Source organism: Haloprofundus halobius (assembly GCF_020097835.1).
Classification (GTDB): Archaea; Halobacteriota; Halobacteria; order Halobacteriales; family Haloferacaceae; genus Haloprofundus; species Haloprofundus halobius.
This window is the reverse complement of record NZ_CP083666.1, coordinates 190384-211032: the sequence shown is the minus strand read 5'-3', so window position 1 is coordinate 211032 and position 20649 is coordinate 190384. Positions and strand designations below refer to the sequence as shown.

Annotated in this window: 26 protein-coding genes; 7 read left to right on the top strand and 19 right to left on the bottom strand. The window is 67.3% G+C overall.

Features of this window, described 5'->3' with window-relative positions; genetic code table 11:
- Positions 1-4: 4 nt before the first annotated feature.
- Positions 5-379, bottom strand: coding sequence for an AzlD domain-containing protein (locus tag LAQ74_RS01045; RefSeq protein WP_224333926.1), 375 nt, complete (start codon positions 377-379; stop codon positions 5-7).
- Entirely contained in the window at positions 376-1176 is an 801-nt protein-coding gene (locus LAQ74_RS01040; RefSeq protein ID WP_224333925.1) for an AzlC family ABC transporter permease, read from the bottom strand. The genes LAQ74_RS01045 and LAQ74_RS01040 overlap by 4 nt, the downstream gene beginning before the upstream one ends.
- A 127-nt stretch (positions 1177-1303) precedes the next feature.
- On the opposite strand from LAQ74_RS01040, the gene LAQ74_RS01035 reads away from it, so the two are divergent.
- Positions 1304-3133 carry a S9 family peptidase gene (locus LAQ74_RS01035; protein ID WP_224333924.1) on the top strand — a complete coding sequence of 610 codons (1830 nt, stop codon included), beginning with the start codon at positions 1304-1306 and terminating at the stop codon, positions 3131-3133.
- 18 nt (positions 3134-3151) lie between these two features.
- On the opposite strand, the gene LAQ74_RS01030 is transcribed toward LAQ74_RS01035, so the two are convergent.
- The 4 genes from LAQ74_RS01030 to LAQ74_RS01015 all read right to left on the bottom strand — a co-directional run bounded on the left by LAQ74_RS01030 (position 3152) and on the right by LAQ74_RS01015 (position 4424).
- Positions 3152-3583: a DUF8048 family protein gene (locus tag LAQ74_RS01030; RefSeq protein ID WP_224333923.1), complete on the bottom strand. Its 432-nt coding sequence runs from the start codon at positions 3581-3583 to the stop codon at positions 3152-3154.
- 1 nt (position 3584) lies between these two features.
- Positions 3585-3863 carry a MoaD-like domain-containing protein gene (locus LAQ74_RS01025; RefSeq protein ID WP_224333922.1) on the bottom strand — a complete coding sequence of 93 codons (279 nt, stop codon included), beginning with the start codon at positions 3861-3863 and terminating at the stop codon, positions 3585-3587.
- A gap of 1 nt (position 3864) precedes the next feature.
- Positions 3865-4143 (bottom strand): ubiquitin-like small modifier protein 1, encoded by a 279-nt coding sequence (locus tag LAQ74_RS01020; protein ID WP_224333921.1) that lies wholly within the window; start codon positions 4141-4143, stop codon positions 3865-3867.
- Between the two features lie 77 nt (positions 4144-4220).
- A complete protein-coding gene (locus tag LAQ74_RS01015) occupies positions 4221-4424 on the bottom strand; it encodes a hypothetical protein (protein WP_224333920.1) in 204 nt (67 codons plus the stop codon).
- Between the two features lie 107 nt (positions 4425-4531).
- Between LAQ74_RS01015 and LAQ74_RS01010 the strand changes: the two genes are divergently transcribed.
- Together LAQ74_RS01010 and LAQ74_RS01005 are read left to right on the top strand one after the other, a co-directional pair.
- Complete coding sequence (locus tag LAQ74_RS01010) at positions 4532-4933, top strand: hypothetical protein (RefSeq protein WP_117594580.1); 402 nt, start codon at positions 4532-4534, stop codon at positions 4931-4933.
- An 81-nt stretch (positions 4934-5014) separates the two neighbouring features.
- Positions 5015-5233, top strand: coding sequence for a hypothetical protein (locus LAQ74_RS01005; protein WP_224333919.1), 219 nt, complete (start codon positions 5015-5017; stop codon positions 5231-5233).
- A 257-nt stretch (positions 5234-5490) separates the two neighbouring features.
- Here the strand turns inward: LAQ74_RS01005 and LAQ74_RS01000 are convergent, their stop codons facing one another.
- The 4 genes from LAQ74_RS01000 to LAQ74_RS00985 are packed head-to-tail and all read right to left on the bottom strand — an operon-like array spanning position 5491 to position 10870.
- Positions 5491-6504, bottom strand: a complete 1014-nt coding sequence (locus LAQ74_RS01000) for a cytochrome b/b6 domain-containing protein (protein ID WP_224333918.1) — start codon at positions 6502-6504, stop codon at positions 5491-5493.
- Positions 6501-6944 (bottom strand): hypothetical protein, encoded by a 444-nt coding sequence (locus LAQ74_RS00995; protein WP_224333917.1) that lies wholly within the window; start codon positions 6942-6944, stop codon positions 6501-6503. Before LAQ74_RS00995 ends, LAQ74_RS01000 begins: the two co-directional genes overlap by 4 nt.
- Complete coding sequence (locus LAQ74_RS00990) at positions 6941-7585, bottom strand: 4Fe-4S dicluster domain-containing protein (protein ID WP_425498542.1); 645 nt, start codon at positions 7583-7585, stop codon at positions 6941-6943. The genes LAQ74_RS00995 and LAQ74_RS00990 overlap by 4 nt, the downstream gene beginning before the upstream one ends.
- Positions 7586-7624: 39 nt before the next feature.
- Positions 7625-10870, bottom strand: coding sequence for a formate dehydrogenase subunit alpha (locus LAQ74_RS00985; RefSeq protein WP_224333915.1), 3246 nt, complete (start codon positions 10868-10870; stop codon positions 7625-7627).
- 210 nt (positions 10871-11080) lie between these two features.
- Between LAQ74_RS00985 and LAQ74_RS00980 the strand changes: the two genes are divergently transcribed.
- Both LAQ74_RS00980 and LAQ74_RS00975 read left to right on the top strand, forming a co-directional pair.
- Positions 11081-13207: a hydrogenase iron-sulfur subunit gene (locus tag LAQ74_RS00980; RefSeq protein ID WP_224333914.1), complete on the top strand. Its 2127-nt coding sequence runs from the start codon at positions 11081-11083 to the stop codon at positions 13205-13207.
- Positions 13207-13836, top strand: a complete 630-nt coding sequence (locus LAQ74_RS00975) for a TorD/DmsD family molecular chaperone (RefSeq protein WP_224333913.1) — start codon at positions 13207-13209, stop codon at positions 13834-13836. Before LAQ74_RS00980 ends, LAQ74_RS00975 begins: the two co-directional genes overlap by 1 nt.
- Positions 13837-14061: 225 nt before the next feature.
- On the opposite strand, the gene LAQ74_RS00970 is transcribed toward LAQ74_RS00975, so the two are convergent.
- From LAQ74_RS00970 to LAQ74_RS00960, 3 genes are read right to left on the bottom strand one after another with little or no spacing between them, the layout of a single operon-like run.
- Positions 14062-14307, bottom strand: coding sequence for a hypothetical protein (locus LAQ74_RS00970; protein WP_224333912.1), 246 nt, complete (start codon positions 14305-14307; stop codon positions 14062-14064).
- Positions 14300-14581: a hypothetical protein gene (locus tag LAQ74_RS00965; protein WP_224333911.1), complete on the bottom strand. Its 282-nt coding sequence runs from the start codon at positions 14579-14581 to the stop codon at positions 14300-14302. The genes LAQ74_RS00970 and LAQ74_RS00965 overlap by 8 nt, the downstream gene beginning before the upstream one ends.
- Positions 14578-14730, bottom strand: a complete 153-nt coding sequence (locus LAQ74_RS00960; RefSeq protein WP_224333910.1) for a hypothetical protein — start codon at positions 14728-14730, stop codon at positions 14578-14580. Before LAQ74_RS00960 ends, LAQ74_RS00965 begins: the two co-directional genes overlap by 4 nt.
- A 128-nt stretch (positions 14731-14858) precedes the next feature.
- Here LAQ74_RS00960 and LAQ74_RS00955 point away from each other — a divergent pair, with 128 nt between their 5' ends.
- Positions 14859-16094 carry a DUF7405 family protein gene (locus LAQ74_RS00955; RefSeq protein ID WP_224333909.1) on the top strand — a complete coding sequence of 412 codons (1236 nt, stop codon included), beginning with the start codon at positions 14859-14861 and terminating at the stop codon, positions 16092-16094.
- 36 nt (positions 16095-16130) lie between these two features.
- Here the strand turns inward: LAQ74_RS00955 and LAQ74_RS00950 are convergent, their stop codons facing one another.
- The 6 genes from LAQ74_RS00950 to LAQ74_RS00925 form a co-directional block, all read right to left on the bottom strand.
- Positions 16131-16316: a hypothetical protein gene (locus LAQ74_RS00950; RefSeq protein WP_224333908.1), complete on the bottom strand. Its 186-nt coding sequence runs from the start codon at positions 16314-16316 to the stop codon at positions 16131-16133.
- A 74-nt stretch (positions 16317-16390) separates the two neighbouring features.
- Entirely contained in the window at positions 16391-16729 is a 339-nt protein-coding gene (locus tag LAQ74_RS00945; protein WP_224333907.1) for a hypothetical protein, read from the bottom strand.
- Positions 16726-16872 carry a hypothetical protein gene (locus tag LAQ74_RS00940; RefSeq protein WP_224268087.1) on the bottom strand — a complete coding sequence of 49 codons (147 nt, stop codon included), beginning with the start codon at positions 16870-16872 and terminating at the stop codon, positions 16726-16728. The genes LAQ74_RS00945 and LAQ74_RS00940 overlap by 4 nt, the downstream gene beginning before the upstream one ends.
- Positions 16869-17135 (bottom strand): hypothetical protein, encoded by a 267-nt coding sequence (locus LAQ74_RS00935; protein WP_224333906.1) that lies wholly within the window; start codon positions 17133-17135, stop codon positions 16869-16871. The genes LAQ74_RS00940 and LAQ74_RS00935 overlap by 4 nt, the downstream gene beginning before the upstream one ends.
- A 52-nt stretch (positions 17136-17187) precedes the next feature.
- Positions 17188-18057 (bottom strand): DUF7124 domain-containing protein, encoded by an 870-nt coding sequence (locus tag LAQ74_RS00930; RefSeq protein ID WP_224333905.1) that lies wholly within the window; start codon positions 18055-18057, stop codon positions 17188-17190.
- Positions 18047-19894 (bottom strand): aldehyde ferredoxin oxidoreductase family protein, encoded by a 1848-nt coding sequence (locus LAQ74_RS00925; RefSeq protein ID WP_224333904.1) that lies wholly within the window; start codon positions 19892-19894, stop codon positions 18047-18049. The genes LAQ74_RS00930 and LAQ74_RS00925 overlap by 11 nt, the downstream gene beginning before the upstream one ends.
- Positions 19895-20023: 129 nt before the next feature.
- Here LAQ74_RS00925 and LAQ74_RS00920 point away from each other — a divergent pair, with 129 nt between their 5' ends.
- A complete protein-coding gene (locus LAQ74_RS00920; RefSeq protein WP_224333903.1) occupies positions 20024-20644 on the top strand; it encodes a molybdenum cofactor guanylyltransferase in 621 nt (206 codons plus the stop codon).
- The last annotated feature ends 5 nt before the right edge of the window (positions 20645-20649 follow it).

Here is a 20649-nt window from a genome sequence, read left to right as displayed (position 1 = left end):
CTCGTTAGAGGAGAACCTGCAGCGCCCACAGCGCGCCCATTCCGACGCCGATAGTCGCGAGGACGCTCTCGGTTCGCCACGCGGCGGCCGCCGCCACCGTCCCGGCGAGCAGTCGTTCGTTCGACAGCGTCCCGACGACGGTCGGTTCGAGCGTCACGATAGCCGGGAAGACGAGCGCCGCCAGCACCGCGGGCGGAACGTATCGGAGTACCGCGCGAACCCGCGGCGAGATGGTTCCGTCGGAGTCGTCGCGACCGCCCGAAGAGCGCCGCTCGATGGCCTCGAACAGCGCGAGAAACGAGAACCGAATCGCGAACGTCAGCACGCCGATGGCGAGGACGACGACCCACACCGTCGTCGCCGGATACGACGTGGTCATCGCCGACCACGCTCCGCGAGGAGTCCGGCGAGGATGCCGACTGTCGCCCCGACCAGCAACCCGAGATTCAGCGGCAGCCCGGCGGCGGCGACGGCGACGACGCCGCCGACGACGCCCGCTGTCGTCGTCGGCACGTCCTTCATCGCCGGGACGAGAAGCGCCAGAAAGACGAGCGGGACGGTGAAGTCGAGGCCCCAACTCTCGGGGACGCCGGTGCCGAGGACGAGACCGGCGACGGTTCCCAACTGCCAGACGACCCAGAGGCTCACCGCGACGCCGAGATAGTACCAGCGGCGGTCGGCGAGCGACGACGTCGTCGGCCCGCTGTCCGGGTGGTCGTCGGCGTCGCCCGCGTCGTCGTCGGCGTCGTCCGCGTGGCCGCCGTCGCTGGCGTCGTCTGAGCCCGGCGCTCCGGTCGTCACCTCGCCGAGTGGGCCGTAGTGCGCGACCGAGAGCGCGTACGCCTGGTCGGTGAGAAAGTACGCCATCACCGCCTTCGACCGACCCGCGAGCGACCGAAAGTACGGCGCGATGGAGGCCGAGTACATCAGCATCCGCAGGTTGATGACGACGGCGGTGAGGACGACGACGGGGACGGCGGCGTTGGCGGCGAGCAATTCGAGCGTCGCCAGCTGCGCCGCCCCGGCGAAGACGAACACCGAGAGACCGACAGCCTGCACCGCGGTCAGCCCCGCGTCGACGGCGGCGACGCCGAAGACGACGGCGAACGGGACGATGCCGAGAAACAGCGGGAGCACGTCCCGGATACCGGCCCTGAGTTCCGTGGGAACGTTCATGCAGACTCTCGGAACAGCCGACGGGAAACCCCTGTCTATCCGGCAATCGCGAGAGACCTCTCAGAAAAGTTAGTGAATCACGCTTCGGGAAACCCTTATCGGAGGACTCACCGTGATGTGAACGTCGATGACAGACGACACGCTCACACCGATGGACCTCGCGCGCCTGCCCTCCTTTCACCACCCGAAACTGTCGCCCGAGGGCGACCGGGTGGCGCTGTACTACGACGAGACTGGACGAAACGAACTCCACCTCGTCGACGTCGAGAGCGGCGACCGACACCGCGTCACCGACGGCGAAGTGCCGCGAAACGCCCGCTGGCCGGTGGCGTGGGACGCTACCGGTGAGCGCGTCTTCTTCCACCTCGACGCAGACGGCGACGAGCAGAACGACATCCACGCCGTCGAACTCGGAGCCGACGGGGAGATGCAGTCGGTCGAACCGGTCGTCGAAGTCGACGGCCAGGCGATCCTCGAAGACGTGACGGAGGACGGTCGGTTCCTGCTGTACAGAAGCGACCAAAACGAGCAGATGAACGTCTACCGCTACGACACCGAGTCCGGCGAGACCGAGCAACTGACCGAGTACGCCTTCCCGGTCGCGCTCGCCTCGTTCTCGCCCGAGGGCGACCGAGTCGCCTACGCTGCCAACGAGACGGAGAACCTGGAGAACTACGACGCCTACGTGATGAACGCCGACGGCAGCGAGAAGCGGAAACTCGACGTCGGCACCGTCGGCACGGAGGTCGGCCCGTTCGACTGGCACCCCGACGGCGACGCGGTGCTCGTCACCGACAACAGCGAGGACCTCGGCCGCGTCGGCGTCTACGACCTCAACTCGAATGAAGCCACGTGGCTCGGCGACGGCGCGTACGAGGAGTCCGCCGTCACCTTCGGCCCCGACGGCGACCGGGTCGTCGTCACGCGGATGCGCGAGGCCGGAACGCTCCCGGTCGTCTACGACCTCGAAACCGGCGAGAGCGAGGAGTTCGACCTGTCGGAGGGCGTCTCCAACGTGGGCTCGTCCGTCGCCGACGACGGAACGCTTCTGGTCACGCACACGACGCCCACGACGCGGCCGACGCTTCTGGCGTACGACCTCGACGGGCACGCGTCCGAAACGCTCGTCGAACCCGACTACGGGGACATCGACCCCGAGGCGTTCGTCGATGCCCAGTACGTCACCTACGAGTCGACCGACGGCCTCGACGTCGGCGCGCTGCTGTACGACGCCCGCGGGACCGGCGCCGGAACCGAACCCTCGCCCGCCGTCGTGATGGTCCACGGCGGGCCGCACTCGTGGTCGTCGAAGGCGTTCAACCTCTACGCGCAGTTCCTCGCCGCGAAGGGGTACACCGTTCTTCTCCCGAACTACCGCGGCTCTATCGGCCGCGGTCGAGAGTTCAAGAACGCGATCCACGGCGACTGGGGCGGGCTAGAACAGGAAGACGTCGCCGCAGGTGCGCGATGGCTGGCCGACAAAGAGTGGGTCGACGGCGACCGACTGGCCGTCTTCGGCGGTTCCTACGGCGGTTACTCGACGTTCATGCAACTCGTCCAGCGCCCCGACCTCTGGAAGACGGGCGTCGCGTGGGTCGGTATCACCGACCTGCATCTGATGCACGAGGAGGCGATGCCGCACTACCGGACGTTCCTGGAGACGCAGATGGGCGACCCCGAGGAGGACTACGAACTCTGGCGCGACCGCAGCGCCATCGAGCACGTCGAGAAGGCGGAACCGCCGCTGTACATCGTCCACGGCGTCAACGACGTTCGCTGCCCGATTTCGCAGGCGCGCGTCTTCCGCGACGCGCTGAGAGAGCGTGGGTGGGCCGAGGGCGAGGACGGGGAGTTCGAGTACACGGAGTTGGGCGAGGAAGGGCACGGCTCCACCGACATCGACCAGAAGGTGCGGGCGTACTCGTCCGTCGGCGACTACCTCGACCGACGACTCTGAGCGGTCGAGTCTCGGCGGCTACAGGCCGATAACTGCGGCTTCTCTGATTTCGAGCGCCGAGTCGAACTCCTCTCGTCGGTCGCTGCGCCGGCCGAACCGACGCAACTGCTCCTCGTGGGTTCGCCGGAGCGCGTCGGCCTCCCGCTCGTCGAATCCGAGTCGCTCGCCGACCTCGGCCCAGTGACCGGTCGGCACGAAGAAAGCGGCGTACTCGCCGGTTTCGGCGACGAGTTCGTAGCGCCGACGGTAGTCGTCTATCCGACCGCCGAGGTCCGGCTGCGCTCGTGTGAGAAGGTCCGGAAGGCGTTCCGGCGGGATACTCGCTTTCGTGCCCGCGACGAGCATGATTTGGCCCTCGATGGGAACGTCTTCGATGTCGACGACCGCCGACTCGGCGTCGCCGGTGGGTTCCTCGGAGTCACGCTCGCCACTACCGGGAGAGTCGGACATCTCACCCACCGGCGCGCATCGCTTTCTGTGAGAACTGCGTTATCAGCGGGTCGAGCGTCTCGGCGTCGCCCTCGAAGACGAGTGTCACTTCGGTGATGTCGAGGGTCGGCCCGACGTCGACTGTCTCCGACGAGAGGGTCGCCTCCCAGTCGTCGCCGACGACGCGGTCGTCTCCGACGCGCTCGCCGCCGAGATTCGTCAGGTAGTGGGCGGCGAGGCGTTCGGTGATACCGCGGAACGACTTCTCGACCGTCTTCGTGTCTCCGGTAGCGTCGCTCATCTCAGCCACCCGCGACCGGCGGGAAGACGCTCAGCGTGTCCCCGTCTTCCATCGTCGTCTCGATGCCCTCCATGTGTAGCACCTCGCGGCCGTTCTTCAGCACGTTTATCTGCGGTCTGAGGCCGCCGTCTTCGAGCAACTGGCCCTCGAGTCCGTCGAACTCCGCTTCGAGCGTCGAGAGCACGTCGCCGACGGCGAGACCCTCGTCGAACTCCCGCTCGATGGTCTTCTGTCCGACGGCCTCGCGAAACGTCGCGAAGAACCGCAGTTCGAGTTGCATGGTCGCAGAAGGGGTGGAGTCGGTAAAAAGGTGTGCAGAGGGGTGATTCGCGTCCCTGAGCGTCGCGTCCGGCGGCGTCACAGCAGGAGACTCGCCGCCATCGCAACCAGGAATATCCCGATTGCGGCGACGATAAGCGCGTTCGCGGCGTTCCGAACCCGAGTCGACGACGTGCGCGGATCCGGGGCGGAGTCTCTCGTCAGCCACATCACGCCGCCGACACCGCCGATTGCGACGAGCAGCACCGCCACGACGTACACCGTATTCAGCATCCCAGCCATATGCTAATAATTCGCACGCGAACTACAAAAGCGGTAGGGACGGCGGGGTCCGGACTGCGAATCGCCGCCGTGGCAACATATATCGGAGTCGGTGGTAGAGGTGAAGTATGCGGATGGAACTCCGGGTGTGTAAGCACTGTTTCGAGGGCGAGCACGGCAACCCCCAGAAGACGGCCGTCACGAAGGACATGGTGCGCTGCGCCCGCCGCGTCCGCGAGTACAAGGACCTCATCGGTCTCGACTCGCTGTACGTGACGATGGTCGAGGAGGGTGACCCCGGCGGCGCAGAGGAACTGCGCGCCATCGTCGCCCGCATCGAGAACGACCAGATTTCGCTCTCGGACACCCAACTCGTGATGGAGGACGACGACGGGAACATGCTCGTCTACCCCGAACCGAAGGACGTCCTCGAAGTGCTGACGCGGAACATCGACCAGATTAGCCAGCACACCAGACAGGACGTGACGGTCGAACTCTCCACCGAGGGCGCGGAACTGCTCTCGGCGTGAGCGTGGACACACCACGTACCGAGTGAATTACGCGGACAGCGCGGGCAAAAAGCTCATTATAGACTGAGAGAACGCTCGACCGTGTATCAAACTCCCTCCCCGATGCACGGGTACGTCCCCGTCGTCGTCGCGTTCTGGATATATCTCGTCGCTGCGGGGGCCGTCGCGCTCGGCGCGATGACGTTCGGCGTCTCCGACGGCGGGGCGCTTCTCGCCTTCCTGTTCTCGGCGGTGGTTCTCCTCAAACCGTTCCTCCGCGTCTTTCGACGGTTGACGCCGAAGGCGAGCCACGAGGAGTGAGTCGGTCGTGAACGATAGCAGGTAAACAAAGTACGTAGGTTAGCTATTGAGCAGCCGCGTTTCGCTCCTTATTGTACGAGAATCGCTTCGCGATTCTCGGCCGACGACCGAACGGAAGGCGGCTTCGCCGCTGAAGCGAGGGAGGAGTGCTTTTGGTCCGAGAGCAGACGCTTCGCGTCTGCTAAGCCTTCGCGGCGAAGCCGCGAAGAGAGCTTTTGCCGAGGGCCGCCGAAGGCGGCCCGCAGCGCAAAAGGTCGCTAGTCGTCGTTCGGGTGGTCCACCTGCCCACCGTCCGTGGCGGTCGTCGCGCGCGCCTCCGCCTCCAACTGCTTCTGCCAGCGGACGCGCATCAGGTTGCCGTACATCTGCAGCGCCATTCCGATGAACAGCACGAGGATGCCGACGTTGATGCCGACGGTCAGAAGCAGGTCGGTCGGTCCGCCGCCGACGGCGAGTTCGCGCGGGACGGGGTAGCCCTCGTCGAAGATACTGCCCACGAGGACGCTCACGATGCCGATGACGGTGAGCACGCCCATGACGTTCGTCGCCCACCCCCACGACGGCGCGAGGGTGAGCTGGCTGATACCCGTCGAGTCGTGCTCGGTGTCGGCGTGCTCCTCGGGAATCAGTTTCCGTGGGATGAACGCCTTCACCTCGACGGGGTAAAAGGCCGGATGGAAGCCGTGCTCGAAGATGTGGAACATCACGCCCATCAGCATGATGACGCCGAGCAGGCCGTGGAAGACGACGAACGCCATCGCCGCCGTCTTCGTCGCGAAGTACTGCATCACGCCGGTCTTGCTCCAGATGAGCAGCCCCGAGATGGTGAGCAGCGTCAGTTCGATGGAGAAGATGTAGACGACGCCCTTGCCGATGTACGAAAGCAGCGGCACCTCGTCGGATTTGTAGCCCGCGAACTGCCGGGCGTTCGGATGGCGCTCGTCGGCCATCCCGAGGACGAACTTGAAGTCCTGAATCGCGGCGGCGACGTCGTCGGGACCGAGCAGAATCTCACGGAAGTTGCCGCGGCCGGTGCTCGTCGTCAGCATCATCAGCATCCAGAAGACGATGAGCGCGACGAGGCCGAGGCCCGCGATGCGGTGAACCGCCGTCACGCCGGTGCTGCCGCCCATCAGCGTGACGAGCCACCAGAGTTCGTCGTTGAACATCAGCCCGTAGCCCGAGAAGAACAGGATGAACACGTCCAGCGCGAGCAGCGTGTGGAACGTCGTCGTCATCCGGGTGAACTTCCCGTGGTCCAAGTTCGTCATCGATGCTCACCTCCGGAGTCGGAAGCGTCGTCGCCGGAATCCGAGGCACCGCTTTCGACCGCTCGACCGCCGTCGGCGACGGCGTCCGCGTCGGAGTCGTACCGCGACGTCTCGCCGGGTTGACGCATCCGCGAGGCGAGGCGGCGGAACGCGCCCCAGTGGACGAACACCATGACGAGGATGAAGATACCCATCAGCACGTCCGCCGCGTGGATGAACGCGATGAGGAAGTCCAGCGCCGGGATCGTGTTGCCGACGCTCCAGTCGGCCCCGATGCCGCCGCCCTCGACGGTCGGCCCGACGCGGAACAACGCCTCGGCGTTGTACGCGAAGCCGGACACCCACCAGACGACGACGGCGGTGACGACCAGGGCGATAATCGCGTTGACGGCGATGGCCAACCCGCTGTAGTCGCGCGTCTCGGGCAGCGAGCGGCTCATTGGAACGCCTCCGCGTCCTCGGCACCGAAGATTATCTCCATCGCCTCTTGGTTGAAGAACGACGCGCTGCCGCGCTTGTCGAGTTCCTCGGCGATCTGACCGGCGGTGCCGACGAGAAGGGCGTCCGTCGCACACTCCTCGGCGCAGGCGGGCCCTTTGCCGACGTCCTGGCGCTCCTCGCACATCGTACATTTATCCATCGTGCCGCCGGTGCCGAACAGTTTCGCCGCGCCCTCGTCGGCGTCGGGGAACTGCGGCGCGCCGAACGGACACGCCGACAGGCAGTACTGGCAGCCGACGCAGAGGTCGTCTCTGACCTCGACGAAGCCGTTGTCCTTCTTGAACAGCGAGTCGGTCGGACAGACCGAGACGCAGGGCGCGTTCTCGCAGTGGTAACACTGCATCGGCACGCTCGTCTCGCCGGGGTTCTGACCCTGTCTGAGCGCCCGCGCGCTGTGGGCGTTGAGCCCCGCCGCCGCCTCCTCTCCTTCGAGCATCGTCGAGATGCTGATGCGCTGTTCGTCCCGCGGGACGTCCCACGTGCGTTTGCAGGCGACGACGCAGCCGCCGCAGTCGATACACGCCTCCACGTCGGGGAAGATTCGCGCGTCCTCACCGACGCTCATGACGCCCTGTGACATCTTCGCTTCGTTCGTGTTGTTTGTCGACATTATCTCACCTTATTGGACTGTTTTCGAGTCACGGACGTCGAAGTCCTTCTGCGTCCCGACGTTGTCGCGGTCCTGCGGGAACTCCAGCGACGACAGGTCGACGTCCATGTTGAGTTCGTCGACGAGCTCCTGCGTCGCCGGCCGTACTTTCACCATCGCCGCCTTCGTCTCCTGCATCTGCGTTTCGACGTCGTACCCCTTCGACGTGATGAGGTTCACGCTGTCACCCAGCGCGAACGGCACCGTCCCGTCGGGGTAGCGTTCCTCCAGGCTCTTGCCGCGCCAGATACCGCCCCAGTGGAACGGGAGGAACGTCTCGCGGTCGTTCGGGCGGTTCGTCACCCGCGCCTTCACGAGGACGGAGCCGCGGTCGGTCGTCGAGACGACGACCAGGTCGCCGCCGTCGACGCCGAGTTCGTCAGCCATGTTCGGCGTTATCTCGGCGTACATGTGCGGTTGTAGGTCCGCCAGGAAGATGTTCGAGCGACTCTCGGAACCGCCGCCCTGGTGTTCGACCTGTCTTCCCGTAGTCATGATGACGTCGAAGCCGTTCTCGGCGGCTTTCCGCGTCGCATCCTCCTGAACCGTCGCGTTGTTCTGGTCGAGGCGGTAGAAGTTGCGCTGCTGGCCGTTTGCCGGCCACTGTTCGACGAGGTCAGGTCGCGGACTCTCGATGGGTTCGCGGTGGACCGGAATCGGGTCGAGGAAGTTCCACGCCACGGCGCGGGCCTTCGCCCGACCCGTCGGCGGGTCCGGCTGCTTGAAGTCGTAGGGGCGGTAGTCGTCGAGGTCGAAGTCCGCCCAGTCGAACCGCTCGTTCATGTCCCGCGCGGCGTCGAGCACCGACTTCGTCGGGTCGAGCGCGTACCGCGTCGGGAGGTTCGGCGCGTCGGCGTTCTCGAAGTCTTCGGGCAGCGTCGTCGTGAAGCCGGGGTACTGCGGGACGCCGCGGATCGGCCCCGACCCGTTCCACCAGTCGGGATCGAACGAGTCCCGGAGCAGGTTCAGCCCCTCCTCGCCCTGCTGGTCGAACGTCGACCGAAGCGGGTACTCCTCGGCGGGCGTCGTCATCTCGTTCCACTCCTCGGGTGTTGGAGCGGTCGTCCCCCACCGGGCGCGGAAGTCGTGGCCGCCCTCGTTGGGGTCGAGGTCGTCGGTCCAGATGATGGGCGTGCCGGGGTGACCCTCCCCCCAGCAGGGCCACGGTAGTTGCCAGAACTCGCCTTTGTGCGGCCCCTGCGTCGCCTTCAGGTCTTCGGTGCTGAACGCCCAGTCGTACTCGCGCTGGCTCTCCAGTCGCTCGGGGTCCTGCTGGTACCCGATAGTCCGGACGCCGAGGTTGATCTCGCGGAGCACGTCTTGGTAGGTGCTCTTGCCGCTGTACAGTTCGGGGCCGGTCCCCCAGTCGAAGTGGTCGCCGAAGCCGAGTTCGGCGGCCAGCTCCTGCATTATCTGCAGGTCGGGCTTCGTGTTGTGCGAGGGGTTTCGAACCGGGTCGCTCCACTGCACCGACCGGTGGGAGTTCGTCAGCGACCGGTAGTGTTCGTACTGGCTGGCCGCGGGCAGGATGATGACGCCGTCGGAGCGGTCGGCCATCACCGAGGCCAGCGAGGGGAACACGTCGACGACGACCAGCAAGTCGAGCAGGTCCATCCCGTCGCGCATCTTCTCCATCTCGCTGATGGAGTTCGCCGAGTGGCCCCAGAAGAAGGCCGCCTTCACCGGATTCGGCTGATAGATGGGCGTCTCGTTGAGTCGCTGCTCCTGCGGGAGCGCGGCGTCGAACCACCGGGCGACCGTCAGCCCGTTCTGGAACATCATCGACCGCTCGCTCGGGAACGAGTCGTCTATCTCTCCCTCGTTCTCGCCCGCCGCTTCGGAGTCGTCGGGGTCGCTCGAATCCCCGTAGTTGACGTACTCGTCCTGCCGCGCATACATGTCGCGCTCCATCAGGTCGTAGCGGTCGTACAGTTCCCGGAAGCTGATGCTCCCGCTCGTGTACGGACTCTGCGTCCAGACGTCGGCCCAGTACTGCCACGACCCGGCCGACGACACCGAGTAGTAGCCCGGCAGGATGTGACTCGCCACCGCGAGGTCGGTCGCCCCCTGGACGTTCGCGTGTCCGCGCATTACCTGCAGGCCGCCGCCGCTTCGGGCGGCGGTGCCGGAGGCGAGACTCGCCAGCGCGTACGACCGGATGTTCTGCGTCCCGTTGTTGTGCTGGGTACCGCCCATCGCCCACTCGATCTGGACGTTCGGCTTGTTCTCGATGATGAGGTCGCCCAGTTCCTGAATCTGCTCCTGACTTATCCACGTGATGTCCGCGACGGTTTCGAGGTCGTACTGGTCGAGGTTCCGGTCGATGTCGGGCCAGCCGTTCACCCGCCCGTCGAGCATCTCCTGGTCGAGTTCGCCCTGCTCGCGCAGGTAGTATATCAGCCCCATCATCAACGCGACGTCCGTCCCCGGGCGGATGCGGTAGAAACTGTCGGCGTGCGCCGACGTCTTCGTGAACCGCGCGTCGACGGAGGCGATGGTGCCGCCGCGACGCTGGCCTTCGAGGATGTGTTGCATCGCAATCGGGTGCGCCTCCGCGGGGTTCTGCCCGATGATGATGTTGAGGTCGAAGTTGCGGTAGTCGTTGATGGTGTTCGTCATCGCGCCGTAGCCCCACGTGTTCGCGAGGCCCGCCACCGTCGTCGAGTGGCAGATGCGCGCCTGGTGGTCGCAGTTGTTCGTCCCGTACAGCGACGCGAGTTTCCGGAACGCGTACGCCTCCTCGTTGGAGTGGTGGGCGCTGCCGAGCCACATCACGCTGTCCGGGCCGAACTCCTCGCGGATGCGCTCCAGTTCCGAGGAGATGTCGTCGTACGCCTCTGACCAGGAGATCTTCTGCCACTCGCCGTCGACCTTCTTCAGCGGGTGTTTCAACCGCTTCTCGGAGTGTTCGCTCCCGTAGATGGCCGCCCCCTTCGAGCAGAGCGACCCGTTGTTGATGGGGTTCTCGTGCCAGGGTTCCTGCCCGGCGAACGCGCTGCCTTTCCGCTCGGCGCGGAACCCACAGCCGACCGCGCAGAAGTTGCAGATGGTCTTCGTCAGTTCGCCCTCTACGTCGGCCCCGTCCGTTTCGCCCTCCTCGCTCTGGGCGAGCGCCTGGCCCGCGCCGCCGCCGCCGAGGGCGACGGCGCCCGCGAGCGCGCTCGCCTTCAGGAAGGACCGCCTGTCTAAGTCTAGTGAAACCGGTTCTGTGCTCATTCGTGTCTCTCTCGTTGGGTCGTTCTCCCGCCCCGATTCGACTTGCCCCATTCTCGTCGTGGGTGCATGCGTTGGTGAGACATCTGCTAGCAAAGACCATTAAATTACGGGAGCAACGTCCGGTTAACCGGTTTCGTATGCGAGATTACCGTATCGTAGTGGCCTGTTAGCACACAAAGGCTTTCGTGGATGCTACGAGTTGTCGAGGGTATGAACGTCGGCGCTTTCGTCTGCTCCTGCGGCGACACCTGCGATATCGACCTCGAACGTGCGCGCGACGGCGTCCGCGACGTGGACGTCGTCGCCAGCTCGACGCTGCTCTGTGAGGACGGCCTCCCGGCGATGGCGCAGCTCGTTGACGAGTACGACCTCGACCAGTTGCTCGTCACCGCCCCAGATTCGGGCTGTCAACGACGCTTCCGCGCGCTCGCAGAAGAGAAGGGACTCCACCCGGAGGCCACCTCGTTCGTCGACCATCGCGCGGGCGCGGGCTGGGTCCACGACCGCGAGGCGGCCACCGACAAGACGGCCCGCCTGCTAAACGCGCGTCGCGCCGGACTCGAACACGAGGCGGCGACCCGGAGCGTCACGGGCGAGGCCGGCGACGCCGTCGTCGTCGTCGGCGACGCCGAGACGGCCGCCGCGCTCGCCGCCACCGCCGAAGTGACGCTCGTCGCCGACGGCCGCGACTTCCACGATCTCGACGTCGACCTCTCGGACGTGACCGTCGAACGCGGGCGCGTCGTTGGCGTCGAGGGCGAGTTCGGCGACTTCGAACTCACGCTCCGCGCGGAGGTGACAGAGGACTGCGTCTCCTGTATGAAGTGCGTCAAGGAGGGTCCCGGCGGGATGCTGACGCGCTACCCGGTCGATATCGACCCGGACGCCCCCGGCGGCGACTGGGAGGAGTGCTGTCCGACCGACGCCATCGACCGCTCCGGTGTCGAGCGCACCCTCGAAACCGACCAGGTGGTGTACCCCGACACCACCTCGGTCGCCCGCGGCGGCCGACTCGGCTTCTACACCGGCCCCGTCGACGCCGGCACCGTCGCCGCCGTCGAGAGTCTCCTCGGCGGCGTCACGAAACCGAAACATCTGGATCTCGACCTCGACGTCTGCGCGGCCGGCGAGTCGAGCCAGCAGGGCTGTACCGCCTGCACCGACGCCTGCCCGCACGACGCCGTCCGGCGACCGACAATAGACTCCGTCGAGTTCGACGAGGTGGCCTGTCAGGACTGCGGCGCGTGTACGAGCGCCTGCCCGACGGGCGCGACGATGCTCCGCGAACCGTCGAACGAGCGCCTCGCACGCGAGGTGGAGGCGCTGCTCGACGTGGAAGAGCAGGGGGGCGGTTGGCTGTTCAACAGAGGCGAGAGGGGCATCGAGACGCCCGTCATCGCGTTCGTCTGCTCGGAGCGCGCGTCCGACGCGCTCCGCGCCTACGGCCGCCGCGCCGCCAGCGGCACCGACCTCGCGTACCCGCCCATCCTTCCCGTCTCGGTGAACTGCACGGACACCGTCGGCGAGGCCCACGTGCTGCACGCGCTCGCCACCGGGGCCGACGGCGTCGCCGTGGTCGGCTGTGGCGAGGGCTGTCTGCACGCCGGGCCGGACCCGAAGGCCGAGCTGGTCGAGCGACTGAACCGCGCGACGACGGACCTCGGCCTCGGCGAGCGAACCGCGTTCTTCGCGCCCGACCCCGCCGACCACGAGTCGTTCGTCGCCGAAGTCGAGGCGTTCGTCGACGGCCTCTCGGAGACGCCCGTTCCGGCGGGCGAGCACCGCGCGACGGGCGTCGTCCGCGACGACAAACCGAACCCGGCGTTCAACACCCACGACTGGGCGCTGGAGAGTATCCGCGTCGTCGTCGACCACGCGACGCCCGAACGCGACGTGGTTCGGGGGCTGGAGACGTTCGGGCGGATGGAGGTGAGCGAGGCGTGCAACCTCACGCCGACCTGTTCGACGCTCTGTCCGACCGACGCCATCCGCCGGACCGGCGACGGCGACCTGCAGTTCAGCCACGAGGACTGCGTCAACTGCGGGCTCTGCGAGGAGGGCTGTCCGGAGACGGCCATCACCATGCGCACCGGACTCGACCTCTCGCGCCTCCCGGAGCGCAACGACGGCGAGCGCTGGGAGACGGTGTACGAGGGCGAGATGGCCGAGTGCGTCCGCTGCGGGAAAGCGTTCGCCAGTCGGGGCTCCATCGAGAAGGTGAAAGGCGAGGTCGGCGACGTGGTCGAAGGGGTCGCGCCGACCGCCGACGCCAGCGTCTTCGATTACTGCGGGGACTGTCGCGCCGGACTGCTGTTCGAGCATGGAGGTGGCCGATAATGGACGACGCCGCCGTCTACGACGCCCGCCTCGAACTGCTCGACTTCGTCGTCGAGGTGTTCTGGGACGTGCCCGACGAGGCGTTCGTCGCGAACCTGCTCGGCGACGGCCTCCAGTTGCCTGACGCGGCGGTGAACACCTCGCTGGACGAGGGATTCGACCTGCTCCGGGAGTTCGTCGCGAAGAACCAGGGACGGGACCCGGCGGCGGTCCACGACGAGTTGGCGCAGGAGTACACCCGCGTCTTCGTCGGCCCGCGGCCGCCCGTGCTGGCCCACGAGACGTACTACCGCGACGACACCGACTTCATCGGCGAGGGGCTGGCGAACGTCGAGGCAAGCTACGCCGCCGCCGGGTGGAACCCGCCGGAGGAGTACGGCGAGGAGAACGACTTCATCGCCGTCGAACTCGCGTTCCTCCGCTCCCTCGTCGAGCGACAGTTCCACGGCGCGGAGGAGGCGTTCGGCTACGAGCGCGTCTTCCTCGACGAACACTTGACGACGTGGCACGAGGCGTTCGTCGACGACGTGCTCGACGAGACGGAGGAGCCGCTGTTCCGGGCGGCGGCGCTCGTTTTCGCAGGTCTCGTCGAGTTCGAGGACGAACTCGTCGCCCAGATGGCGCGCTAACGAGCGTCGTCGACCGCGCGGACGCGCCACTCGGGGTCGGAAAGTACCGATTGTCAGCTTGCGAGCCGAGCACAAGGACGGCTTGCTGTGACTCCGCCCCCCATCAGACCGCAGAGCGGAACGATGCTGACAACCGAATCAGCGTTCGCTTTCCCGTATAGAAAGCCTGATTCCATAACAGATTGGGGCGAGAGGTGCGAAGAGACACCCCTTCGGCGGCGTCGCTCAGCGCCGGTCGGCGGCGTAGACGACGCCGAACCCCGAAACGAGAGAGAGACCGAGAAACGCCATCGTCACCGGCATCAGTACGCTCATCGCCTGTTCCATGCGGAAGTACCACTCCCACGTCGCGTGCGACTCCGCGACGACGGCGACGACGGCGACACCCAACACAGACAGGCAGAGCCCCACCACGGAGACGACGGCGAACCGCCGAAGCGCGGTGACGTGGCGACTCCCGTCGCTACCCATCGAACCACCATCGGGAGACGAACAGCGTCGCCGTCAGCGGAATCAACGGGAGCAGGAGCGCCGCGACGAAGACGCCCATGTAGCTGATGGTCGATTCGAGATGTATCGCCCAGTGCCACGTCCCTTTCAGTTCCGCGATGATGGCCACCGTGCCGACGACCAAGAGCGAGCAGCACAGAAGCGACGCGAGCACGTACACCGTCGCCCGGAGGTAGTAGAGCACCGTCTCGGCGCTCGGGGCGGCGGCTGCGACTGACCGCGAGGCGCTGCTCACGAGACGTACTCCCCGTACGCGCGGTAGGCGTCGTACGCGACGAATCCGAGAACGACCGCTCCGAGTCCGAGCGATAGGAGGGCGACCTCCAGCGGAATCGGCCCGTCGAGACCCGTCACGCCCTGTGCGTGGAGGGGTGTCGGAAGCATCGTTACCGAGGGTTGTACGAGCGGGCGAATAAATGTACGGTCGGTGCGAGGTTCTCCCGAAGACGTGACAGTACGCCGAATCGACAGACAAGTTTTTGCAGATTCCGCCGGTGAGTTCTACTGAAACCGTGGTCTCACGACGCACCGCGCTGACCCGTCTCGCGGCCGTGACGGGAGCCGCCGGCCTCTCGGGCTGTAGCCGCCTCCTCGATCCGGCGACCGGCCCGGGCGTCGACGGACTCGCCGCCAACCCGCGGGGCGACCGCCTCCCGGACCGCCAGTTCGCGCAGGCCGAGTCCCTGCCGACCGACGGGTCCGGAAACGACCTGCAGGCGCGCTACCGCCGCATCCTCCTCATGGACCTGCAGCGTGAACCCTCGGTCGAAGACGCGCGTACCGTCGAACGGGCGATGCGGACGCTCGAAGCGGCGTACGACTGGCACCACGAGGGGCTGTTTCACACGCTGGCGTGGGGGACGAACTACTTCGAGCGAATCGGGGAACTCTCGCGCGTCCCCATCGATCCACCGCAGGTGTTGTCGCGGACCGACAAACCGGAACTCCAGTCGTTCGACGCCGCGCTCGTGCTGGAGAGTGACCTCCCGTCGCACCTCGCAGCCGCCGAGAACGCCCTGTTCGGCTCCCGAACGCGACTCGAAGGCGAGTCGGTCGACCACCGCCTCGACGACGTGTTCCGAATCCGCGGGCGGCGAACCGGCTTCCTCGGCGAGGGACTGCCCGCCGAACACGCCGACGCGGAGGGCGTTCCCGGCGACGCACTCTCGGGCGACGAGCAGATGTTCATGGGCTTTTTCTCGGGGCGCAAGCGCACGCAACCCGCCGAGTCGAGCGTCGCCATCCCCGACGGCCGGTTCGCCGACGGGACGACGATGCATCTCAGCCGACTGACCGTGAACCTCCGCGACTGGTACGGCACGCTCGACGAGCACGAGCGTATCCAGCGGATGTTCTCGCCGGAGTTCAGCGCAGAGGACGTGGCGAACCTCACCGACGACGTACCCTTCTCGAATCGGGTCCGCGAACACGCCCGCGACCACGACGTCGTCGGCCACCACGAGAAAGTCGCGCAGGTCCGCCGCGACGACACCGACGAACCGCTCGTGCTCCGCCGCGACTTCAACACCGTCGACGGTGGCAAACCGGGCGTCCACTTCGTCGCCTTCCAGCGAAAACTCGACGACTTTCGGCGGACGCGGAAGGCGATGAACGGGTGGTACGTCCGCGACGACAGCGAGGCGATCACCGACCGCGAGCACAACGGCATCCTCAACTTCGTCCGCGTCGCGTCGCGGGCGAACTTCTACGTCCCGGCGCGGAACGACCGCTCCTTCCCTTTACTGTGAATCACCGCAGAAACGTGGTCGTGGCCGCCGCCCGCCTCACTCCGGCGGTTCCACGTCGTCGTCGACCAGTCCGAGTTTCGCCTTCAACGCGAGCGGAAAGCCGGGCGCCCCGTCGACTTCGCCCTGATTTATCTCCTGCGGACCGGTCTCGTACTCCCACGTGGCGAAGCCTTTGTACTCGTCCATCGCCGCGGTCGGTCGCCACCCGCTGTCCTTCTTCATGTGACAACGGTTCGCACTCCGGTCGCTTAATAGTTCGTACGTCGGCAGCGGGAGCGAAACGTCCGCGACTCGAGTCACTTCGGCGGCGCGTTCGACGGCCGCTTCGCGTCGTCGTCGAGGAAGACGCGGGCGAAGAGGTCGACGTGGAGTCCTAACACCGTCGCCTCGTCGACGCCCGTCGTCTCCGCGTGCGACGCCAGCAGCGCCGCCAACTCCTCGCTCGGGTCGTAGCGGAGTTCGCCGTCTTCGACCGCGAACTCGACGTCGTGCGCGCCCGAGACGAGGTGTTCGACCTCCAGAAGCGCCTGTTCGGCTTTCACCTCGACTGCGTCCTCCGGGTCCATGAGGCGGGTGTCGGCCCACTCCTCGGCCGCCTCGTGGAACCGCTCTGAGAGCGGGACGACGACCGTCAAAACGACACCCCTCCCTCGTCGGCGAAGGCCACGGTCCAGACCGTCTGTTCCTCGCAGACGGGACAGCGCATCGTCAGCGTCGACTCGTCGAAGCGTCCGAACCGCCCGAGTTGGCCGCACTCGGTGCACTCGAACTGCGTCATCGCTCCGGCGGCCACGCCTCCGGCGCGGGGTCGGAGTGGCCGAGTTCGCTGAACAGCACCAGCAGGACGCCGACGAAGACGACCATCACGCCGATACCGACGAGACCGCCCATCGCGCCCGTCCCGACGGGCGGGTCGGCCCACGTCAGCGGCGACTCGACCGACGAGAACACCTGTACCGCGGTGAGCGCCAGCCACGCCATCGCGGCGAGAATGCCGAACGTGAGCACCGACGACTGCCGGAACCCGTTTCTGAGACTCATACTGTGCTAGTGCGTGTCGGAGTCACAAAAAATTACGTGCGGGGAGGCGGTCTCAGCGTTCCGCCGCGTCGCCGACGTGGTTCTCGGTTCCCTCACTCTCGTCGACGAGCGGCCAGCCGGCTTTCTCCGCGGCGGTCTCCAGCGGGACGAACTCCCACCCGCTCGCCTCGGCGATGTACTCGTCGACGCCCGCGACGCCGACGACGACCATCCGCTCGGCGAAGAACATCGAGTGGCCGTCGATGCCGGCGAGACGCTCGGCCGGACCGGTGCCGGTACCGTTGAAGAAGTCCACGTCGACGACCGACTCGCGCTGGAACTTGGTGATGACGTGCGCGTCCACGTCGCCGACGATGCCGAGCCAGTCGGTCCACCCCTCGGCGTCGGCGAACGCGGCGGCGGGGTTCTCCAGTCGCTTCACCGCCTCGTACGTCAGCGCCATCGTCATCTCGGAGGGGCCGCTCCCGTGTGGTCCCGTGGGCTCCGGTTCCGCGTCGTCGTCTGCAGCGGCCGCGTCGTCGGCGTCGATACTCCCGGTCGCCGCGCCGCCTGCGCCGCCGCCCTCGATTGGGATGCCGACGGGACTGCCGTCGTCGGTTCGCGGCACGCGCGGGATCGGGCGGTGGCTCGCGTCGGAATCGGTCTCCGCACTCGTGTCGATGTCGGGGTCCGTCTCCGTCGAGGTGGCTGCCTCGGCAGTATCAGCGACGGTAGTGTCGGCGGCGTTCTCGGCGGCAGCGGCGTCGGCACCGGAACGCTCGGCGACGTCGGGCGAACCGAGAGATCCGTCGTCGGAGTCTCCGGCCCCCCGCTCGTCGTCTGGGTCGCCTTCCCCCTTCCAGAACCAGTCGCCACGATTGGCACTCTCCGCGTCGCTGTCGGTCGATACGTCCAGTTCGTCGAGGTCGATGCTATCTGTCATCTGTGTGGTGGTCGGCGTCTGCGGCGGTCGTTCGGCGGTTCGTCCGTTCGGCGCTCGTCGCCTCGTCGGCCAGCGGCGTCGCGTCGTCGACGACGCTTCCGAGGCCGAATCGCTCGACCGTCGCTCGAGTCGGTCGACCGTTGGACCCCCACCCGCGAGCGGCGTAGTAGGCGTCGAGCAGTCGCCCGAACGCCTCGGGATCGACGGCGCTACCGGCCGCCGGGCCGTCCGCGAGGGGACGGCGCAGCGCCTCGGGGAGCGCGTCGTCCGCCCGGTCGAACCCCTCGCGGACGTTGAACAGGCGGACGAGCGTCCAGATGCGCTCGCCGGTTCGGCTCAGTTCGTCGGCGTCGTGGGGGAGTCCGACCGCCGCGAGCCACTCCGCGCCGAGGTCGCCCCACATCGTCTCGCCGACGAAGTCGTCGGCGACGAGACTCCAGAGAACGGAGCGGACGGTCTGCGCGCCCGCGACGGCTTCGACCACGTCGGCGTCGTCCCACGCCTCGAACACCTCGCGCTCGACCGGTCTGGCGCGACGATGGCACGCACCACGGTCGCTCGTCGCGTACGCCAGCGCCATCCCCACCGCGCCGCGGGGGTCGTACGTCGGCAGTTCCATCGACTTCACCGTCGGTACGAGGTCGTCGCCGCCGTAGCGCCGGGCGGCGGCGTCGACGCCGTCGGCGAGCGCGTCGGCCAGTTCGACGTCGCGCATCGCAATTGCGGTGAGCAGTCGCCGCGCCGCCTCCTCGTCGCCGAAGCGGACATCGGTTTCGACGAGGCCAGCGTCGGCAGCGCGGATAGCCCACGCGATAGCGTTCCCGGCGCTGATGACGTCGATGCCGAGTCGGTCGCACGTCTCGCCGAGCGCCGCGACGGCGTCGAACTCCTCGACGCCGAGTCCGGCCCCGAGCGTCATCGGCGTCGCCCCGCGCGGGACGCTCTCGTGCTCGCCATCTCCGGTTCGGATACGGAAGCCACCGGGCGCGGCGTCGCCTTCGCGTTCGCGGCCGACGGCCGCCTCGCGCGCCGCCTCGATTCCGATGTTCTCCGCCCCCGCGAACCGCCCTCGCTGCCACCCCTCGGTGGCGAGGACCCCGACTTCGTTGGCGAAGTCGACGCTCTCCAGCGTCTCGCCAGCGGCCTGCCAGCGTCCCGTGTCGTGGTCCGCGTACCGGCGCTCGTACTGCTCGCGCAGGTCGCGGAGTTCGGACGGCACTTCGGGGGCGTCGCCGCGGGCGATGACGGCTTTCAGTCGCTTCGAACCCATCACCGCTCCTGCACCGCCGCGTCCGGCGTGGTGGTCGCCGGCGTCGGAGGCGATAGTGGCGTAGGCGACTTCGGACTCGCCGGCCGGGCCGATACACGCGACGGCCGCGTCGGGGAACGCGGCGTCCGTCTCGACGGTGTCGCGGCCCCAGAGGTCGTCGGCGGGTTCGATGGTCACCGTTCCGTCCTCGACCACGAGCGCGACCGGGCTCTCGGCGCGACCGGAGACGAGGACGCCGAGACAGTCGTCGAGCGACCCGGCGAGGCGCTCGGGGAACGACCCGCCGCCGTAGGAGTCGAGGAAGCCGCCGGTGAGCGGCGACTTCGTCACCGCCGCGTAGCGCGTCTCGCCCGGGAGGTAACCGGACAGCGGGCCGAGCATAAAGGAAAGAAGATTGTCGGGGCCGAGCGGGTCGACGCCGGGGGCGAGGTCCGCGTAGAGGTAGCGCGCGCCCACCCCCTTCCCGCCGAGGTAATCGCGTCGCCACTCCTCGGGAACGCGCGTTCGCTCGACGCTTCCCGCCGAGAGGTCCACCCGCAGCACGGCGTCGCGCGTGGGGGTCGTCATCTGATTTATAAATGATTCTTCACGGCAATAAGCGTTGGCGGGGCGGCAGTTTGGGTGGCGGCGGACGACCGACCGTCGGTGGTTCGCTCCGACGCAAGAGGCTTGTCGCGTCCGACCGAACCGCCACGCATGCGTACGGCAGTCATCGTCGCCGGCGGTCGCTCGACCCGCTTCGGCGACGCCGACAAAGCGACAGCCGACCTCGCCGGAACCCCGATGATTCGCCGCGTCGGCGACCGACTCGCCGGCGTCGTCGACTCTCTCGTGGTGAACTGCCGCGCCGACCAGCGCGCGGCGATACGCGACGCGTTCGAGGGATATCCACATACGGTCTCCGTCGCCGAGGACGAGACCCCCGACGAGGGGCCGATGTCGGGGATCCGGACCGGCCTCCGCGCCGTCTCCGGCGAGTACGCCGTCGTCGTCGCCTGCGACATGCCCTTTGTCGACCCAGATGTCGTCTCGTACCTGTTCGAACGCGCCGAGGGCCACGACGCGGCCGTGGCGCAGTTGGAGGACAAGTGGTTCCAGACGACCCACGCTGTCTACCGGGCGACGGCGATGGCCGACGCCTGCGATGCGGCGCTCGAAGAAGGCGCACGCAAGATTATCGACCCGCTGTTCGAGTTGGACTACGTCGTCGTCGACGAGTCGGAGATTGCCGAACGCGGGAGTCTGCGAACGTTCAAGAACCTGAACACGCGCGAGGAGTTCGAGGACGCGGCCGCGGAGTTCGAGCAAGTACGGTAGCGCGA

Coding starts and splice junctions, on each gene's coding strand:
- LAQ74_RS01045 (WP_224333926.1), bottom strand. CDS start 379: ATGACCACGTCGTATCCGGCGACGACGGTGTGGGTCGTCGTCCTCGCC.
- LAQ74_RS01040 (WP_224333925.1), bottom strand. CDS start 1,176: ATGAACGTTCCCACGGAACTCAGGGCCGGTATCCGGGACGTGCTCCCG.
- LAQ74_RS01035 (WP_224333924.1), top strand. CDS start 1,304: ATGACAGACGACACGCTCACACCGATGGACCTCGCGCGCCTGCCCTCC.
- LAQ74_RS01030 (WP_224333923.1), bottom strand. CDS start 3,583: ATGTCCGACTCTCCCGGTAGTGGCGAGCGTGACTCCGAGGAACCCACC.
- LAQ74_RS01025 (WP_224333922.1), bottom strand. CDS start 3,863: ATGAGCGACGCTACCGGAGACACGAAGACGGTCGAGAAGTCGTTCCGC.
- LAQ74_RS01020 (WP_224333921.1), bottom strand. CDS start 4,143: ATGCAACTCGAACTGCGGTTCTTCGCGACGTTTCGCGAGGCCGTCGGA.
- LAQ74_RS01015 (WP_224333920.1), bottom strand. CDS start 4,424: ATGGCTGGGATGCTGAATACGGTGTACGTCGTGGCGGTGCTGCTCGTC.
- LAQ74_RS01010 (WP_117594580.1), top strand. CDS start 4,532: ATGCGGATGGAACTCCGGGTGTGTAAGCACTGTTTCGAGGGCGAGCAC.
- LAQ74_RS01000 (WP_224333918.1), bottom strand. CDS start 6,504: ATGACGAACTTGGACCACGGGAAGTTCACCCGGATGACGACGACGTTC.
- LAQ74_RS00995 (WP_224333917.1), bottom strand. CDS start 6,944: ATGAGCCGCTCGCTGCCCGAGACGCGCGACTACAGCGGGTTGGCCATC.
- LAQ74_RS00990 (WP_425498542.1), bottom strand. CDS start 7,585: ATGTCACAGGGCGTCATGAGCGTCGGTGAGGACGCGCGAATCTTCCCC.
- LAQ74_RS00985 (WP_224333915.1), bottom strand. CDS start 10,870: ATGAGCACAGAACCGGTTTCACTAGACTTAGACAGGCGGTCCTTCCTG.
- LAQ74_RS00980 (WP_224333914.1), top strand. CDS start 11,081: ATGAACGTCGGCGCTTTCGTCTGCTCCTGCGGCGACACCTGCGATATC.
- LAQ74_RS00975 (WP_224333913.1), top strand. CDS start 13,207: ATGGACGACGCCGCCGTCTACGACGCCCGCCTCGAACTGCTCGACTTC.
- LAQ74_RS00970 (WP_224333912.1), bottom strand. CDS start 14,307: ATGGGTAGCGACGGGAGTCGCCACGTCACCGCGCTTCGGCGGTTCGCC.
- LAQ74_RS00960 (WP_224333910.1), bottom strand. CDS start 14,730: ATGCTTCCGACACCCCTCCACGCACAGGGCGTGACGGGTCTCGACGGG.
- LAQ74_RS00950 (WP_224333908.1), bottom strand. CDS start 16,316: ATGAAGAAGGACAGCGGGTGGCGACCGACCGCGGCGATGGACGAGTAC.
- LAQ74_RS00940 (WP_224268087.1), bottom strand. CDS start 16,872: ATGACGCAGTTCGAGTGCACCGAGTGCGGCCAACTCGGGCGGTTCGGA.
- LAQ74_RS00935 (WP_224333906.1), bottom strand. CDS start 17,135: ATGAGTCTCAGAAACGGGTTCCGGCAGTCGTCGGTGCTCACGTTCGGC.
- LAQ74_RS00930 (WP_224333905.1), bottom strand. CDS start 18,057: ATGACAGATAGCATCGACCTCGACGAACTGGACGTATCGACCGACAGC.
- LAQ74_RS00925 (WP_224333904.1), bottom strand. CDS start 19,894: ATGACGACCCCCACGCGCGACGCCGTGCTGCGGGTGGACCTCTCGGCG.
- LAQ74_RS00920 (WP_224333903.1), top strand. CDS start 20,024: ATGCGTACGGCAGTCATCGTCGCCGGCGGTCGCTCGACCCGCTTCGGC.